The 18,253-nt window shown below is 41.5% G+C and carries 14 protein-coding genes and 1 other RNA gene; 5 read left to right on the top strand and 10 right to left on the bottom strand.

What is annotated here, in order from left to right; translation table 11 throughout:
• Positions 1 to 28: 28 nt before the first annotated feature.
• The 5 genes from N6A79_RS13340 to N6A79_RS13320 all read right to left on the bottom strand — a co-directional run bounded on the left by N6A79_RS13340 (position 29) and on the right by N6A79_RS13320 (position 4,681).
• On the bottom strand, positions 29 to 1,861 hold the full coding sequence (locus tag N6A79_RS13340) for an SLC13 family permease (RefSeq protein ID WP_268546313.1): 1,833 nt from the start codon (positions 1,859 to 1,861) through the stop codon (positions 29 to 31).
• A gap of 640 nt (positions 1,862 to 2,501) precedes the next feature.
• On the bottom strand, positions 2,502 to 2,957 hold the full coding sequence (locus N6A79_RS13335; protein ID WP_268546312.1) for a hypothetical protein: 456 nt from the start codon (positions 2,955 to 2,957) through the stop codon (positions 2,502 to 2,504).
• 66 nt (positions 2,958 to 3,023) lie between these two features.
• A complete protein-coding gene (locus tag N6A79_RS13330; protein WP_268546311.1) occupies positions 3,024 to 3,719 on the bottom strand; it encodes a 5-formyltetrahydrofolate cyclo-ligase in 696 nt (231 codons plus the stop codon).
• Positions 3,710 to 3,866, bottom strand: a non-coding RNA gene (gene ssrS, locus N6A79_RS13325) — 6S RNA. The genes N6A79_RS13330 and ssrS overlap by 10 nt, the downstream gene beginning before the upstream one ends.
• 95 nt (positions 3,867 to 3,961) lie before the next feature.
• Positions 3,962 to 4,681 carry a tetratricopeptide repeat protein gene (locus tag N6A79_RS13320; protein WP_268546310.1) on the bottom strand — a complete coding sequence of 240 codons (720 nt, stop codon included), beginning with the start codon at positions 4,679 to 4,681 and terminating at the stop codon, positions 3,962 to 3,964.
• A 299-nt stretch (positions 4,682 to 4,980) separates the two neighbouring features.
• On the opposite strand from N6A79_RS13320, the gene N6A79_RS13315 reads away from it, so the two are divergent.
• Positions 4,981 to 5,709 carry a DUF3750 domain-containing protein gene (locus tag N6A79_RS13315; protein WP_268546309.1) on the top strand — a complete coding sequence of 243 codons (729 nt, stop codon included), beginning with the start codon at positions 4,981 to 4,983 and terminating at the stop codon, positions 5,707 to 5,709.
• A 95-nt stretch (positions 5,710 to 5,804) separates the two neighbouring features.
• On the opposite strand, the gene lptE is transcribed toward N6A79_RS13315, so the two are convergent.
• Positions 5,805 to 6,377: an LPS assembly lipoprotein LptE gene (gene lptE / locus N6A79_RS13310; protein ID WP_268546307.1), complete on the bottom strand. Its 573-nt coding sequence runs from the start codon at positions 6,375 to 6,377 to the stop codon at positions 5,805 to 5,807.
• The gene (gene leuS, locus N6A79_RS13305) at positions 6,364 to 8,973 is read right to left on the bottom strand and encodes a leucine--tRNA ligase (RefSeq protein ID WP_268546306.1); all 2,610 of its coding nucleotides are present in this window, start codon (positions 8,971 to 8,973) and stop codon (positions 6,364 to 6,366) included. The genes lptE and leuS overlap by 14 nt, the downstream gene beginning before the upstream one ends.
• A 123-nt stretch (positions 8,974 to 9,096) precedes the next feature.
• Here leuS and N6A79_RS13300 point away from each other — a divergent pair, with 123 nt between their 5' ends.
• Positions 9,097 to 9,834, top strand: coding sequence for a YggS family pyridoxal phosphate-dependent enzyme (locus tag N6A79_RS13300; RefSeq protein WP_268546305.1), 738 nt, complete (start codon positions 9,097 to 9,099; stop codon positions 9,832 to 9,834).
• Between the two features lie 110 nt (positions 9,835 to 9,944).
• Positions 9,945 to 10,937: a hypothetical protein gene (locus N6A79_RS13295; RefSeq protein WP_268546304.1), complete on the top strand. Its 993-nt coding sequence runs from the start codon at positions 9,945 to 9,947 to the stop codon at positions 10,935 to 10,937.
• Positions 10,938 to 10,942: 5 nt separating this feature from the next.
• Here the strand turns inward: N6A79_RS13295 and N6A79_RS13290 are convergent, their stop codons facing one another.
• Positions 10,943 to 12,034: a tetratricopeptide repeat protein gene (locus tag N6A79_RS13290; protein ID WP_268546303.1), complete on the bottom strand. Its 1,092-nt coding sequence runs from the start codon at positions 12,032 to 12,034 to the stop codon at positions 10,943 to 10,945.
• A gap of 29 nt (positions 12,035 to 12,063) precedes the next feature.
• On the bottom strand, positions 12,064 to 13,668 hold the full coding sequence (locus tag N6A79_RS13285) for an SEL1-like repeat protein (protein ID WP_268546302.1): 1,605 nt from the start codon (positions 13,666 to 13,668) through the stop codon (positions 12,064 to 12,066).
• Between the two features lie 345 nt (positions 13,669 to 14,013).
• On the opposite strand from N6A79_RS13285, the gene N6A79_RS13280 reads away from it, so the two are divergent.
• Complete coding sequence (locus tag N6A79_RS13280; protein WP_182418093.1) at positions 14,014 to 14,835, top strand: TIGR00282 family metallophosphoesterase; 822 nt, start codon at positions 14,014 to 14,016, stop codon at positions 14,833 to 14,835.
• Positions 14,836 to 14,902: 67 nt separating this feature from the next.
• Here the strand turns inward: N6A79_RS13280 and selD are convergent, their stop codons facing one another.
• The gene (gene selD, locus N6A79_RS13275) at positions 14,903 to 15,949 is read right to left on the bottom strand and encodes a selenide, water dikinase SelD (protein ID WP_268546301.1); all 1,047 of its coding nucleotides are present in this window, start codon (positions 15,947 to 15,949) and stop codon (positions 14,903 to 14,905) included.
• Positions 15,950 to 16,350: 401 nt separating this feature from the next.
• Between selD and typA the strand changes: the two genes are divergently transcribed.
• On the top strand, positions 16,351 to 18,165 hold the full coding sequence (typA, locus tag N6A79_RS13270; protein WP_268546300.1) for a translational GTPase TypA: 1,815 nt from the start codon (positions 16,351 to 16,353) through the stop codon (positions 18,163 to 18,165).
• Positions 18,166 to 18,253: the final 88 nt, after the last annotated feature.

The raw sequence follows: 18,253 nt of genomic DNA, 5'->3' as shown, positions 1-18,253 counted from the left end.
GTCTTTTTGAATAGAGCTAAAATTTTGGTTAAAATGGCAATAATATTGGCACAAGGATAAGGGTTACCAACATTGTTAATAATGAAAACGGCACGCCAAATTTTACAAAGTCAATAAAGCGGAAATTACCCGGCCCTTGCACCAATGCATTTACCGGTGATGATACGGGCGTTATAAAGGCGGTGGAAGCAGCAAGAGCAACCGTCATAGCAAAGGGCAAGGGCGACACACCCATTTGCTGAGCAAGGCTAATGGCAACAGGTGCCATAAGAACGGCGGTTGCTGTATTCGATATAAACAGCCCCAATATAGCTGTAACAATAAATAAGCTTGCTAGTAACACCCTTGGTTCGCTTTGCCCGGCAAGCGAAAGCACAAAATCGGTTGCTAAAGTAATACCGCCAGTTTTTTGTAAAGCGAGTGAGAAAGGCAGCATGCCTGCAATTAAAACAAGACTTTGCCAGTGAATTGAGCGATAGGCGGCATCAAAATCAATACACCGTGTTAACCCCAAAAATAGACAAACCAATAAGGCTGCCAACACATTGGGGATAATACCGCTAACCATTAAAACAATCATCACACCAAGACCGATAAGCGCATAAGGCGCACGGGTAGGTGCTGGGGTTGCATCATCAATTTCTTCAGGTAAATCCAAAACAACAATATCATTGCCGTAATTCGCAAGGCGGCGAATATTGCGCCATGGTCCGATAACTAATAAAATATCGCCCATTTTAAACGGCATATCGGCAACACTATCACTTACAGCTTTGTTGGCGCGTTTCATGCCAACAATGGAAAGATCAAAACGCTTTCTAAATTTAACGCTGGCTGCAGTTTCATTGATTAAAGCTGAGCTTGCTGGTATCATAATTTGCGCCATGCCAAGTTGTTGGGTACTATCGGCAAAATAACCACTAGCAAGACGCATTTGTTCAAGCTTATAGGCACCACAAAGACTGGCTACCGTTTCACTTTCCGGCATATTGACCACATCAAGCAGCAAAATATCATCTTGTAATAAAAGCGTATCTGGGCGCGGTGTAACAAGTTTTTTGGTAAGACCGGAGGTGCGTTCAATTGCCAAAATATTAACACCATTGGCTTGGCGTAAATCGAGCTCTTCCAATGTTTTACGAATAAGTGGCGAGTTTTTTAAAATTTTTATACGTGCTTCACGTTGATAAAGCTGATACTCCTCAACCCAATCAGCAATATGCGGGCGTTGATAGGTTGATTTTGGCTTTTGCTCTGTTCCTAAAAATTTACGGATAACAAACATATATAAAATGGCAAGGATTAAAAGCGGCAAGCCAAAAGGCGTAAAAGAAAAAAAACTAAAAGTAGGAAGGTTATGGCGAACAAGTTCGCTTTGAACGACAAGATTAGGTGGTGTAGCAACAAGGGTAAGCATACCGCTTAATAAAGCTGCATAGCTTAGCGGCATCATCAAGCGGCCAGCGGCTATATGGGTTTGTTTAGCAATGCGCAAAACAACCGGAATAAAAATGGCAACAACACCGGTTGAGCTCATAAAAGCACCAACACCTGCCACAGCCACCATTAAAAATATTAGCAATTGATTTTCATTGGAGTTTGATTTCTTCAGCAACCAATCGCCAATATATTGCACTATGCCCGTGCGCGCTAATGCTTCACCAACCACAAAAAGCAAGGCAATAAGAATAACGGCGGAATCTGAAAAGCCTGATAGTGCCTCGTTGACGGTTAAAATGCCACTTAATGGCAAGGCGCAAATCATAATAAGCGCGACAGCATCCATGCGTGGCTTATTAAGCGCAAACATAACAACTGCAAGAGCCAGTAAAATAAGAACAATGCTTAAATCTTGGCTCATAATCTCAGCCTTGATGTTGTTGGACAAAAGTACCCTTTAAAATGAAGCCAAAATAAATTTTGTGCCATCTTAGATATATAGCTTAATTTTATATTTCAAAATATTTAATAATAAATTGATAGGATCAATTTTTATACTGCCAATTAGATTATAAACATAGTTCAACCGGTAACTTTTAAATATTTTATAATTGTTTTAACGGTTTATTTCATTTAAATCCATCAACTCGCCGCTTACTTTAAATAAGATTTAAGGGGATAGCTTAGGGGCAGGACCTATTAATTTGATGGAAATGATGGAGGAAATTTTTGTGAGAACCCAAAGATTAAAGGTGAGACGATCCACAGGAAATATAAATATTTTCAAGGGCCTTCGACAAAGTTATCGCGAAAATTTACTTGTATCCTGAAAGGAAACAAAAACAGCTGTAATCTACAGCGTCGTAAAGCTCAAATGGGTTTAACCCCCCTTTTTGCTTTCCTCACCTTTTTACAAAAATGTATATTTTTGCTGTTTATTGTGCGTGTTTGTTTAAAGTGATAGGTACTGACCCTAAACATTTTGTGCTAGTTATTCTAAAATGGAGCCGTAAAAATTTTACACCGCAAATAAAATCTTGCTTAAACTTTAGGTTCTGACCCTAAGGAACCATTTCATTAAGGTGTAGTCCTGATTTTTGTTTAATGCCCTTTTGCTTCTTTTGCATCCAGAAATAGCCAATCACCCCAACAATAGCGATTAGCGCCGACACAATTCCTGCGCCGGCTGGCTTATGAGGCATGCTAAAACTTATGGTCCCAGGCAAGATAATCAACATTAGGAAGAGCAAACTAAGCATCTGTTTTGCAAAAATGCCCTTAGGATAGCCCACTTCAAAGGATCGTGTCTCATCACTTTTTAAGGTTATTGCAATGCTATTGCTACAGTTCGATTTAGGATTTAAGCCAATTTTTAACGCATAATCACCATCGGCAACTTCTAGCTCCACCGTTTTACCATTGCCGATTTTTCCAACAACTTTATCATCAAGATAGATGTTAAAACGGCTTGCCGCTAGATTAATACTTGAGTTGCGTTTGATAATGAGCGTTGCCATATAATTTCCAATTGAAACAAATGATATCAAGATTTTCATAAAGTATAAATATAATATAGTTTATTATCATTGCTTAAATAATCGCAAGCCTTTTTCTGTTAAAAGTGCTTGTAAAGGAATGTCATGGTCCTCTGCTGCTATGGAGTTCACCTCTTGGCAACCAAAGGCAAGTCCCACCAAAAATGGTTGTTTCTGCCGTGATCTCATGTCAGCAATGATGCGGTCATAAAAACCACCACCATAACCTATACGGTTGCCGATTGCATCAAATGCCGCAAGCGGTAGCAAAATCAAATCGGGATCAACGACAGGCGCACTTGCAGGTGGGCCCATAGTGCCATAGCCCATCGGGATTAATTCATCTTCACAACTAAATTGGCGAAATTGCATTTGACGGGCTTTGCTATCGATTATAGCTGGCAGGCAAATGGTTTTACCTTGCTCTTGCAGCACTAACAATAACGCTCTTGGGTCGATTTCACTACCAATCGGCCAAAAGCCGGCGACAATGCTTGCTTCATCAATTGCCAAAAGCGCATTTGCTTCATTTGCTAATTTTTGAGCAGCTTGGCGGCGAAAATCTGTCGCCAAACGATCACGCTTGGCTAATGCTTCATGGCGTTGTTGCTGTTTTGTCATTCTATTATCCGTCAAGAAACGTTCACTATCAGCATAAACACTTTTATGATGGGAAAAACCAATTTTAACAAAACTGCCTTTTTGGATAAGTGCCACGAAGGGCGGTAAAGAAGTGGCGTCCACGACAACCGATGGAATTTTTGATCCTAGGAACCTACATAGTAGGTGGGCGCCATATGACGAAGCCCACGGGCCTCATCAGGGACGGCTCCCTTTAAGATCATTAAGGCCCTAGGGATGCTGTTATCCTGTCGCGAAGCGCAGAACGCCACTAACCACTATAAACCAATGTTTTACAAAATGCCAATAGGATTTATATTATTTTAAAGGCAGCTTTAATGGTTAAGCCATATCTAAGAAAATAGCTAAATGGCTCTATCGGTTGATTTTTCTAATAAATCAGCCATGCGCTTTTGCACCTTGACCATTTGCGGATAAATATCAAGCGCTTTATTATAAATATCAATCGCCATTGGTTCACGGTTGGTCATTTCAAAAATAGCACCAAGCTGCATCAGCGCATTAAAATGGCGTGGTTCAATTTGTAGCACCCTATTTAATTCAAGAACGGCAAGGGAAATATCATTCATCTGGATATGAATGGATGCGCGCCGCATCCAACCTTCAGCATAATTGGGATCAAGCGCTACAACATTATCCAAAAAATCCATCGCTTGTGCATAATCTTGGTTTCGCGCCGCATCTTCTGCCCAGCCCATCAACAAATCTATTGTTGCACTACCCGATTGAGACCAAAGCCCCTGTATTTGTTGACTAATTTTTTGAGCTTCTTTGACATCAGCGCTGCGCTTCAAACTGGTAAAAAGTGTGTTTAATTCATCCGTCTTTTTAACTAATGGCAATAGATTTTTAGATTTATTTGTGTTTTCAATAGTTTGATCGGGTTTAATATTAGGGCGCAAAGGCACAACATCATCGGGCTCAAGCGGCGATTCAAGTGGTTCATGCTCTGGTGGAAATTGCGGTGCTTCTTGCGCCTGGCTAAATGAAATCATCACCACTGACAAAGCTGGTGCCGTCAATAAAACAGCACAGCAAGCAAATATAAGATCTCGATATTTCAACTTCTTTTCCACACTCTAACCATTGATTAAAATTTTATTTTAATATGGCTTAGTTTAAGATCAATTAAAAGGCAGTAAAATGGCATATTGCTATTAAAAGTAAACCAGCCAAAACTATAATTTAGCCATAAATGCTTTTTAGGTTCACCAAAACGTGAAGCACGCGAAATTTTAGAGCGTTTTCCGAAAAGTGTGAAGCGGTTTTCGGACAAAAAACGCGCTGTAAACAATGTATTAGGGCGCGGATCTGATCTAATCAGATCGAAATGCGCTCTAAGATTAAAGGGAAGATAATCAAGATGAAGTGGCTAAAAAGGCTGATCTTATTTTTGTTAATTTGCTATTTATTACCGATTGGTGCAAGTGCCCTTTGGTGGTGGCAATTAGATCGCCCACAAAGCTACCGCGTTGCTGATTGGACAAGCGCAAATTTCTTACCAAAACCGCAAGCGCAAGGCTCTAGCCTTTATATTATGGGCGCAAGAACGGGGGGCATGAAGGGTGCAATTTCACTTCACACTTGGATCGTCTTTAAAAAGGCCGGTGAAAGCCAGTATAATCGCTATGATGTTGTGGGTTGGGGCAAAGCACTGCGCCACAATGCCTATGCTGCCGATGCGAAATGGTATTCCAATGCGCCATTTATTATTTATGAATCCCATAATAATGATGCGCTGATTAATAAGGTTGAAGCGGCTATAAAGCGCTATCCCTATGGTGGGAGTGGTCAATATGTTATCTGGCCGGGGCCTAATTCCAATAGTTTTGTCGGCAATATTTTGCGTGACGTGCCGGAAATCAATATGGCATTGCCACCGCTTGCTGTGGGGCGCAATTTTTTACGCAACAATAAATGGTATTTTTACGATAAGGATAATAGCGATCTCATCATAAATTATCATGGCTTTGGTGGTTTGGCGATTGGTGGAAAAAGTGGGCTTGAATTGGATATTGGTGGCTTTGTTTTGGGCTTAGATATCAAAAATCTTGGCGTAAAAATCCCCGGTATTGGCAGAGTTGGCTTTTAGTAAAACTATTTACAAGAATATAAATTATCTATTAAAAAAAGCGCCTTTGAATAAGTTCAAAGGCGCTTTTTTATAAATTAACTGATAGGGCTAAATTATTTTTTAGACATATCTTGTGCAACGGATAAGTATAATTGTTCGGCAAGTTCGTTGGCTGCACGTTCAATCGCATCTTTTTCGGCCGCAAGATTAGCATATTCTTGGCGTGGACGATCAAAAGAAGCATCAACCGAACGGCTACGCTTGGCAACAACCTTACCATCCATATCACTAATTGTATAAGTACCTGTTGCGCGTGCAGTACCAGCTGACGCACGACCAGTACGATCGGTACGGTCACCAACATTAACCCGCACTGCCGCCAACACAGTCGTGCTGACATTTAATGCTAGCTTATATTGCGGCGCCCCACTTTCGCCAGCACCACCATTAAACAGATAAATCAAACGGTTGCGCACAATTTGAGTTGTGCGGTCACCGGCTTCGCTAATCTCAATAGACTTAAGTTTTGCCCGCATTGGTGAACTTGCATTAAGCATAGGGCTGCCATCGCTATTGCTGCCCTGATAAAGCGGTTGCACTGTGCAAGCACTTATTGTGATAGCAGACACCATAAGCGCCGCCAGAGTAATGCTTTTTAATGCTATAATTGGTTTAGATAACAACATTAATAATCCTTTGCGGTACAACAACCAACTTTTTTGGTGCCTTGCCATCAAGAGCTTTTTGAACAAAAGGCAATTGCAACACAGCAGCTTCAACGGCATTCTTGTCCGCATCACGGCTAATTGTCAAATCACCACGCTTTTTACCATTAATTTGCACAGGCATTGTGACATCATTATCAACGGTCAAAGCTTCATCATATTGCGGCCAAAGCAAAGTTGCCACCATTTTATCACCACCCAAGGCGGCGTGGCACTCTTCAGCAAGATGCGGCATCATCGGTGCAATCATGGCAATAAAGAAATCAAATGCCTGCTTTAGTGCAGCCTTGGTATCATTATCAGCCGTTTCAATATTTTGCGCAACCGGCGACAAAATATTTAGCAACTCATAAAGACGGGCAACTGCACGATTAAAGGCAAGCTTTTCAATATCATCAGCAACTGCTTTCAAGGTGCGGTGGGCAGCCTTGGAAATATCAAGAGCAGTGCCGTCTTGCGCAGCTTTGCCTTCAACACCTTGCAAATGTTCTTCAGCAAGTGCCACCATGCGCCAAACGCGCTGCACAAAACGGAATGCACCTTCAACACCAGATTCAGACCAGATAACATCGCGCTCTGGCGGCGAATCAGAAAGCATGAACCAGCGTGCCGTATCAGCGCCATAGGATGCTAAAATATCATCAGGATCGACAATGTTGAATTTTGACTTCGACATTTTTTCGATTGGCCCAATTTCAACCGGCGCACCATCGGATAAACGGAAAGCTGCACGCTTACCATCTTTTTCTTCAATCTTAATATCAGATGGGAAGACATAGCCCGTTTCATCACGGTAAGATTCATGCGTCACCATGCCTTGGGTGAATAGGCCCTTAAATGGCTCTTCAACCCCAACATAGCCAACTTTTTTCATCGCACGGGTAAAGAAGCGCGAATATAAAAGATGCAAAATAGCATGTTCAATACCGCCAATATACTGATCAACTGGCAACCAACTATCAGCCATAGCTCGCTCTGTTGGTTCATCAGCATTTGGATCAGTAAAGCGGATATAATACCATGATGAATCAACAAATGTATCCATGGTATCGGTTTCGCGTCGTGCGGGTTTACCACAATTTGGACAATCAACATTTTTCCAAGTTGGGTGATGATCAAGCGGATTACCTGGCTTTTCAAAGGTAACATCGTCAGGCAAACGCACGGGCAAATCCTTGCGCGGTACTGGCACCACCCCACATTCCACACAATGGATCATTGGAATTGGGCAGCCCCAATAGCGTTGTCGGGAAATACCCCAATCACGCAACCTATATTGTACGCGGCGTTCGGCCTGTGGTTTACCATTAAGCATTGTGCTCTCTAAACGGTTTGCCACCTCATCAAAAGCTTGTGTTGGCGTTAAACCGTCAAGAAAGCTTGAATTAATCATCACGCCATCTTCGGTATGTGCTGTCTCGGTCACAATAAAGCTAGATGGATCTTGTCCCACTGGCAGCACCACAGGGCGCACTGGCAATTCATATTTATTAGCAAAATCAAGATCGCGCTGATCATGGGCAGGACAGCCAAAAACCGCACCAGTACCATATTCCATCAATACGAAATTGGCGACATAAACCGGCAATTGCCAATTTTCATCAAAAGGATGGGCAACGGTAACGCCGGTATCAAAGCCTTGCTTTTCAGCTGTTTCAATAGCGGCAACTGATGTGCCAATGCGCTTACATTCTTCAATAAAGCCCTGCAATTGTGAATTGTTTTCAGCAATTTGCTTGGCTAATGGGTGGTCAGCAGCAATGGCAATGAAGGATGCACCAAAAATCGTATCGGGGCGAGTTGTATAAACTTCAATTGTATCAAAGCCAGCTGGCGCATTTTGGGCAATTTGCCAACGCAATGCTAAGCCTTGTGATTTACCAATCCAGTTCTTTTGCATAAGGCGAACTTTATCAGGCCATTCCTCAAGCTGATCTAAACCTTGCAATAGGTCTTCGCTATAATCGGTAATTTTGAAGAACCATTGGGTTAATTCGCGCTGCTCAACCAAGGCACCCGAACGCCAGCCCTTACCATCAACCACTTGCTCATTAGCAAGCACAGTCATATCAACTGGATCCCAATTAACCTTGGCGCTTTTACGGGTAACAAGCCCTTTTTCCACCATATCTTGGAAAATCATTTGTTGGCGATGATAATATTCAACATCACAAGTGGCAAATTCACGCGACCAATCCAGTGATAGACCCATGGATTTTAACTGCGAACGCATGGTGGCAATATTTTCATAAGTCCATTCTTTAGGATGAACCTTATTTTTCATTGCCGCATTTTCAGCCGGCATACCAAAAGCATCCCATCCCATTGGGTGCAGGACATTAAACCCCTTTGCCCGCTTATAGCGCGCTACCACATCACCCATGGCATAATTGCGCACATGGCCCATATGGATACGGCCTGATGGATAGGGAAACATTTCTAAAACATAATATTTTTCACGGCTATCATCATTATCAGTCTTGAAAACATCTTGAATGTCCCAAGCCGATTGCCATTTTTTTTCGGTAGCGCGTGGATTATAACGTTCGGTTGCCATTGCTTTTATTCTCTTGCGAAGATTAACTAGTTTAAAAATCTGTCAATGGAGCTTCAACACACATTGTGTAAGGCGTCAACTGGCGATAGTATTTTGAATATATAGGCAATAAAGGATATCTCGATGAATGACAAGCTAGATAATCAGACTTCAGTGCAGGAAGCCCATGATGTTTGTGCGGCACTTAAATATGTGCGGGCAGAAATTTTGGCAAGCGCCAGTGAAGCCAAACGATCAGCTAGCGATATTGATCTTATTGCTGTTTCAAAAACATTTGATGCCAATGACATTCGTCCCGTGCTTCAACAAGGGCAGCGGCAATTTGGTGAAAACCGTGTTCAAGAAGCACAAAGCAAATGGCCGCAATTGCGCGATGAATTTTCGGATATAGAATTACATCTCATTGGGCCACTGCAATCCAACAAGGCGGCGGAAGCCGTTGCACTTTTTGACGTAATTGAAAGTGTTGACCGCGAAAAAATTGCCGCAACCTTAAGCGCGGAAATGAACAAGCAGGCACGCAATTTACCATGCTATATTCAAGTTAATACGGGTTTAGAGCCGCAAAAGGCAGGCATTGCCCCACAAGATACGCTTGATTTTGTCAAACGCTGCCAAAATATCCATGGTCTTAATATTATTGGTTTAATGTGCATACCGCCAGCTGATGAAAATCCGGGTCCCCATTTTGCATTGCTTGAAAAACTCGGCAAACAAGCAGGCTTGCACAAATTATCCATGGGCATGTCGGGTGATTTTGAACTAGCGATTAAGTTTGGCGCAACAAGTGTGCGGGTCGGATCGGCAATATTTGGCTACCGCCCGATGAAGAACGACGATGATGCCTCAATTGAGGAGTAGTCGAGAATAAAGACTGCATAAGATAAATGAATGAGCATTTTTGCAAGCATTGGTTACATTTTGCAAAAATGCTTTAATCATGATTAGCTAATTATTTTGAAGGTTTAAAAATGAATGTTTTGCGGATAATCTGCCTTGCCTTGTTTTTGTTAGCTTTTTTCAACCTGTCCGTACAAGCAGATGACTTTGTCAATCACCAAGATATGTTGGGACGCAGCGCAGAAGATCCCGTTTTTAAAACTTACATGGAACAGCAACGCAAACTTTATCCATTAAGGCCTGTGCCAAAAGATGCTCCCGCTTGGGAAACACAAGATTTTGATACGGGCTTTAATGTTTCGATGGAAGAATATGATTTATTCAATTATTCACATGGTGAGCCAAAGTCCAGATTTAGCACGAATGACGATGAGAAAATTGTCTTATACATTGAATTTGGCGACAGTGATAGTCTTCGAACCGAGCAAAGACCTTATAAGCATCCACTACCCTTTGGTTTAAGATTTGGTGATACACCGCAAATTGTCGCCCAAAAACTTAACACGAAACCGGGTATGCAAACAAAAAGCAGTTGGCTGCCAGGTGTTAGCGATGAAAAATATAGTATATCGTATAGGGTTGGAAATCTAAATGTTATTGCAACTTATACGGGCGAAGAAAAATTGATACGTCTCACTATTACGTTGCTAGATCGCGCCGATATACGTGCGCGCGAACGACAACAAAATGTGAAGAATTATATCATTGACCCTAAAGCAAGCGCAGGATTAGAAATATATCGTCAGAGATTTCCAACCAAGCGTTGGCGTAAACTGATTGGCTTGGATAAGGGGTATAATGAGCAAGATATTCGTGCGGTAGAAGAACAGCTTAATATTTTTATTGATAACGTCAAGGCTGCTACCCAAAAAGCTGATGCAGAAGCAATCTATAAGGCGGTCGAAATTCTTGTTGTAAACGTCAATGACATTAACGACCGCAATGGTTTGGTCGAAACTTTGGAGCGTGATGAACTAAGCATCTTTATTGATAAGGTTGTTGCACAAACGGGCTTTCTCATTGAAGAAAATGAAGATATTACCAGTGAATGGCGGCGATGGTAATGCCTCTATAATGGGCAATCCTTATAGCCTGTACAAATACATCTTTGGGCTGCTAATTCTGCTTGTCGTACCTGCTTTTTAGAAAGCTTGGATGCGAGAATATCCTTTGCTGATGGATATTTACCCTCAACCAAGGATATAATATGGCTCCAAATATAGGCTTTGGTATAATCCTTTTTTACGCCAAGTCCTTTTTCATACATTCCAATTAACATCGACTGCGCATAAAATGCGTCAACGTCACCGCTTTTAGCCGATTTTTGGTACCATATTGCGGCCTTTGCCAAATCCTTATGAAAACCTAAGCCGAGGTCATACATTTCGCCGATATGATATTGTGCAAATGAATTATTTTGTCCGGCAGCTTTAAAATACCAATCTAGTGCTTGCTGATAATTTTGTTCAACACGTTTACCCGTTTGATATTCATAACCAAGCTGAGCTTGAGCCGTTGCATATCCATTATTTGCAGATTTTTTCAATAAAAACAATGCTTTATCTAAATCTATAAAATTGTTATAGTTAATGTCATTTTCATAAATTCTAGAGAGTTCATAGTCAACCGCTGGGTCTTCGTGTTCGGCAGCTTTTTGGTACCAATATAAAGCTTGCTGCTTGTTTAATTTGGTGCCGCGTCCAAATCGATACATGTCCCCAAGTTTTAATTGAGCTTGCGCATTATTTTGATCTGCTGCTTTTTTATACCAGCTAAAGGCAAGCGCATCATCTTTTTCTATTTCCAATCCTATTCTCTTGCCTTTTTCATAAAATTCAGCAAGGTGCAATTGCGCGTTAACATGACCTTGCTCGGCAGATTTTTGATACCATTTAAATGCTTCAGTAAGGTTTGCTTGCCATCGGTTGCCAAAATCATATTGCCTTGCAAGATTAAATTGTGCCTTTGCATCGCCTTGCTCGGCACTTAAGCGATATTGGTTAATTGCATCTTGCTTTAATGCGTCAATATTTTGATTTTTTTGAAAATTTTTACATGAAAATCCTTGAGCCGCAACAGGATTTTGTAAAGAGAACGCAAAACCGCCTATAACGAGCATATAGATAATATAATTAAAGCTTTTAATTGCTAAATTTTTCATCAAAATCCCCCAATATATTTTGCTTAAAATTAATTGACTGTGCAGGTTTTATAATTGGTGTCTTTACATCGTTTGACGGCAATTTTTACCTTGTCAATTTGCTCAGCTGATAATTTTTTGGCAAATTTATTTTTTGCATCTAAAAATTTATTATCATTTGAAGCAGCTAAACTTGCCCACATATAGGCTATTTCATAATCTTTTTTTACGCCCTCCCCATCTAGATACATATTAGCAAGCTTATTCTGCCCCAAAGCATTTTTTTGCACCGCAGCTTTGTGATACCATCGCATTGCTTCAGTATGATCTTTTTTGACACCAATGCCATCTTTATAAAGATCACCTATGTTTACTTGCGCAAAACCATGGTCTTTACCGGCAGCTATGCGAAACCAATTCATTGCTTGTTTAGCGTCTTGTTTGACACCCAATCCAGCTTGGTACAAAAGGCTAAGGTTATTTTGCGCGTCGGCATTATCTTGGATTGCAGCTTTGCGATACCATCTTGCTGCCTCCCTATAGTTTTGCTTAACACCATGGCCTTTTTCATATGCAATGCCCAAATTCAAATATGCCACGATATTGCTTTGTCTAGCGGCTTGCTCATACCAATATAGCGCCAGATCATAATTTTGTTTATCGCCAAGACCGCGCTTATATAATGAGGCTAAGTTAAGTTGCGCATCTACTTGTTTTTGCTCGGCGGCGCTTGAGTACCAACGCCTGGCTTTTTGATAATCTTGCTTGGTACCCTTACCCATCTCATATAATAAGCCTAAATTCATCTGGGCATCTTTATAATCCTGTTCTGCTGATTGGCTATATAATTTAAAAGCTTCAACATCGTTTTTTGGTACACCCAAGCCATCTTGGTACATGGTCGCCAAATTATACTGTGCTATTTTATCGCCTTGCTTGGCTGCTAATTCAAACCAGCTTTTTGCCGCTTTATAATCCTGTCTCACACCTTGACCGTTTAAATATAAATATCCTAAATTAATTTGCGCATCTATGTTGTTTTGCTCGGCTGCCTTTAAATACCATTTTTTTGCTTCTTCATAATTTTGCTTAGTGCCGCGGCCATCATCATACATGCGGCCAAGAATATTTTGTGCTTTTGCAAAACCATTTTCTGCCGATTTTTGCAGCCACTTAACCGCTTCAGTCATATTCGTGCGATTAGCATTTATATCGGAATATAATAAATATAAATTAAATTGGGCTTTGTAATTGTTTTGTTGGGCGGCTTTTTGAAACCATTTTTCAGCTTCATCATAATCGTTTTCAACACCGTCACCATGATAATACATAGAACCAACCGCGTTTTGTCCGTCGGCATTGTTTCTTTTGGCAGCTTTTTGAAACCATTTCATGGCTTCAACATAATTTTGGGTGACACCATCTCCTCTGTCATAAATACGCCCAAGCATATACTGGGCATCGGCATCGCCTCCTATTGCTGCCTTATGAAGTTTACTTATTTTTTCACTATTTGCTGCAGCTTGTTGCTTTTGCAGTTGATGATTAATAGCAGAATTTTGTGCGCTTGCTTGACCGGAAAAAACAACGAAGGCACCAGCCGCCCAAAGTGCGTTTTTAACATAATAAATGCCTTTACCCCAATATATATTCATGAAGCATCCCCATGCATGAAACGTCAGATTTTAAAAATACGTCAAACAATAGCCCTAAACATATTTAATTTACTATATTTCATACTGATTTTTAGTCCAAAATATGGATATTTCATTATATAAACAGAGAAGTCACTCTAATATACAAGTTTTACCTGTAGTTTAGAAGTGCACTTTTAAAAAGCTAAAATATAAGTTATAGAGATGTTCAAGCATTTTAGAACGCGTTTTTTTATTGTCAAAGCAATGTCGTGCTCTAAATTCTTTATTTTGGCGCATTGTCCAAACGCAAAAGTTGAAACAACCTTTGCTGGAAATGTTTTAATTATCTTTGAAAGCGTATCTATGCGATTTTTATTTTTGGGCGACATGGTGGGGCGGTGTGGTCGCACTGCCGTTTATGAGCGCCTTCCTGGTTTAATTTCAGATTATAAGCTCGATTTTGTTGTCGTAAATGGCGAAAATGCCGCCTCTGGTTTTGGTATTACCGAAAAAATTTACCTCGAAACACTTGAAGCGGGTGCCGATGTGGTCACAACCGGCAATCATGCTTTTGACCAAAAGGAAACCCTTGTTTACGCCAATCGCTCGGAGCGATTTTTGCGCCCAGCTAATTATCCACGCGGTACAGCTGGCAAAGGTTCAGGCCTATTCATTGCCAAAAATGGCGCACGTGTATTGGTTTCCAATGTTATGGGCCGCGTTTTCATGCATCCAGAACTTGACGATCCTTTTAAATCAGCTGAAGAAATTGTTTCCGCTTGCCCGCTTGGTGAACAGGCAGATGCAATTATTTTTGACTTCCATGCCGAAGTAACCAGCGAAAAACAGTGTTTTGGTCATTTTCTTGATGGGCGTGCCAGCGTTGTTGTTGGTACTCATACTCATGTGCCAACCGCTGATATGCAAATTTTAAATGGCGGCACTGCCTATATGTCGGATGCTGGTATGTGCGGCGATTATGACTCGTCGCTTGGTATGGATAAGGAAGAACCGTTAAACCGTTTTTTAACCAAATTGCCGCGTGGGCGTTATGAGCCTGCCTCTGGTCCTGCAACAATTTGCGGTTTAGCCGTTGAAATATCTGACCGCACTGGTTTAGCAGAAAAAATCGCTGCCGTGCGCATTGGCCCACGTTTGCAAGAATCCTTGCCCGATTTTTGGTAAATTCTAGGATCAAGACCCATTAATTCTACTCTTCATCACCAATGATGTGATGAAGAGTGGAACATATTTATAAAACAACGATCTGTTGCTTGCCTTCTACCACTTCACCAATGATACTAGCGCGCTCATAACCGTTAGACAAAGCCAATGCCATAACATCCTTGGCATTTTCAGGGGCAACAGCAACCAACAGACCGCCAGAGGTTTGCGGGTCTGTGAGCAGCGCTTTTTGATGATCGCTCAAGGCTTTTTCAAAACGGATAGCATCGCCATAACTATCAAAATTGCGCTTTGATGCGCCGGTAATATAGCCTTCACCTGCAAGCTTTAACGCATCGCTTAAAAAGGGTAGCCTATCAAAGTGCAAACGCAATTCAAGGTTAGAGCCACGTGCCATCTCAAGAGCATGACCAAGAATACCAAAGCCGGTTACATCGGTCATAGCATGCACGCTATCCATTTTTGCAAGCTCCATACCAATTATGTTAAGCTTGGTCATGGATGCGACCATCTCATTATAATTGCCATCACTTAACGCGCCTTTTTTAAAGGCTGCCGAATAAATGCCAACCCCTAAGCCCTTTAATAAAAGCAATGTGTCGCAAGCTTTAGCCGTATCATTGCGACGCAAGGTTTTAGGCGTTGCACTACCAATCACGGCAAGCCCATAAACTGGCTCTGGACAATCGATAGAATGACCACCTGCAACAGCAATACCAGCTTCTGCGGCGATTTCTTGCCCACCTTGCAAAATCTTGGCAATTATATCAGGTGATAATTTATCAATCGGCATGCCAAGGATAGCAAGCGCCATAAGTGGTCGCCCGCCCATGGCATAAATATCTGATATGGCATTGGCACCAGCAATGCGTCCAAACATAATGGGATCATCCACCATTGGCATGAAAAAATCAGTTGTCGCAATGATAAGATTATTGTCATCAAGCGCATAGACAGCCGCATCATCACTTGCTTCATTACCAACCACAAGACCATTAAACGGCCCAAATTTGGGTTGATTGGTTAGCATTTTTTGTAAAACCGCCGGCGCCAATTTACAACCACAACCACCACCATGGGCAAGTTTGGTTAGGCTTACTGTTTGGTTACTCATCACGCCGCTCCCAATTATAGCTAGATTTGACAAAATTTTGGCGAATAAATGCAAAAGGCAATATATTTTACCATGCATGATATTTGCTATTTTTGTTTAAAACATAGGCTCAATTTCACCTTATTAAAAGATGTAAATATTGATAAACGCATGAAAAATGACTTAAAATTATAGATTAACAACAAGTATTGAAAAAAATTGCTTTATTACAAGCATAAAATGATGTATGGAAACACCCAAGCCAATATAATTCTTTTCTGGGATGAATTCGTTTATGAATCTTAAGCGGCGCTCGCCCTCTTTCTTTTAAGAAAAAAAAGCTGTATTGCGCTTGTGTTCGAACGTTAACCGAATTAACGGTTATTTTCTCCAATCCCACGAACAAAAAGAAGAATTATCATATGAAATTGCGCAATATCGCGATTATCGCTCACGTTGACCATGGCAAAACTACACTGGTTGACGAGCTTTTAAAACAGTCCGGTGTGTTCCGTGACAATCAGCGCACAACAGAGCGTATGATGGACTCTAACGACATTGAACGGGAGCGCGGCATTACCATTCTTGCCAAGGCAACTTCCGTTGTTTGGAAAGATACCCGTATTAACATCGTTGATACGCCAGGCCACGCCGATTTTGGTGGTGAAGTTGAGCGTATTTTGAACATGGTTGACGGCGCTATCGTTCTTGTTGATGCTGCTGAAGGCCCAATGCCACAAACCAAATTTGTGGTTGGTAAAGCCTTGAAAGTTGGCTTACGTCCTATCGTTGCTATTAATAAAATCGACCGTCCAGATGCGCGCGCAGAAGAAGTGATCAATGAAGTATTTGACCTTTTTGCAGCCCTTGACGCAACGGATGAACAGCTTGATTTCCCTGTTCTTTACGGTTCAGGCCGCGATGGTTGGATGGCTGAAAGTCCAGAAGGTCCAAAAGATGAAGGTCTTGGCCCATTATTTGACCTTGTTTTACGCCATGTTCCTGAACCCAACACTGGTGAAGGCCCATTCCGCATGATCGGTACGCTTTTGGAAGCAGATCCTTTCTTGGGTCGTATTATCACAGGTCGTATCCATTCAGGCAGCATTAAGCCAAACCAAAACATCAAAGTTTTGTCACAGACTGGCGAACTTGTTGAAACTGGCCGTATTTCACGTATCCTTGCTTTCCGTGGTCTTGAGCGCCAACCAATTGAAGAAGGTGTTGCCGGCGATATCGTCGCAATTGCAGGTCTTCAAAAAGGTACGGTTGCAGATACGTTCTGTGATGCTGCTGTAACTGAGCCATTAACCGCACAGCCAATCGATCCACCAACTGTTACTATGAGCTTTATCGTTAATGATAGTCCGCTTGCTGGTACTGAAGGTGACAAGGTAACGAGCCGTGTTATTCGTGACCGCTTGCTTAAAGAAGCAGAAGGCAACGTTGCGTTAAAGATTGAAGAATCCAACGATAAGGATTCTTTCTATGTTTCAGGACGCGGCGAATTGCAGCTTGCTGTTTTGATTGAAAACATGCGCCGTGAAGGTTTTGAGCTTAGCATTTCGCGTCCACGCGTTGTTATGCAAGAAGACGAAAATGGCAATGTTCTTGAGCCAATCGAAGAAGTTGTTATCGACGTTGATGAAGAATATTCAGGCACTGTTGTGCAAAAAATGTCTGAACGCAAAGCCGAAATGGTTGAATTGCGCCCATCGGGTGGTAATCGCGTTCGTATGGTATTTTATGCACCAACACGCGGGCTTATCGGCTATCAATCAGAGCTTTTAACCGATACACGCGGTACGGCGATTATGAACCGTTTGTTCCATGATTATCAACCATTTAAAGGTGATATTTCTGGTCGTAATAATGGCGTTCTCATCTCCAATGATAATGGTGAATCGGTTGCCTATGCACTGTTCAACCTTGAAGATCGCGGCCCTATGGTTATTGATGCAGGCGTAAAAGTCTATCAAGGCATGATCATCGGTATCCACTCGCGCGACAATGATTTGGAAGTTAATGTCCTTAAGGGCAAAAAACTTACCAATATTCGTGCAGCTGGTAAAGATGAAGCTGTTAAGCTTACACCGCCAATCCGCATGACGCTAGAACGCGCTTTATCATGGATTCAAGATGATGAATTGGTTGAGGTAACACCAAAATCTATTCGTTTGCGCAAGCTTTATCTTGATCCAAATGAACGCAAGCGTTTTGGCAAAAGCCGCGGATAAACTGATTAATAAGATTTAAAAGCGGGATTTATTTTCCGCTTTTTATTTTGCTTTTACATAAAATGAAAATTGATATTAGCGCTCCCTT

It is taken from the genome of Bartonella sp. HY761 (genome assembly GCF_026743145.1).
Classification (GTDB): Bacteria; Pseudomonadota; Alphaproteobacteria; order Rhizobiales; family Rhizobiaceae; genus HY038.
Note: the sequence above shows the minus strand (reverse complement) of the source record. Positions and strands in the feature narration are given on the sequence as shown.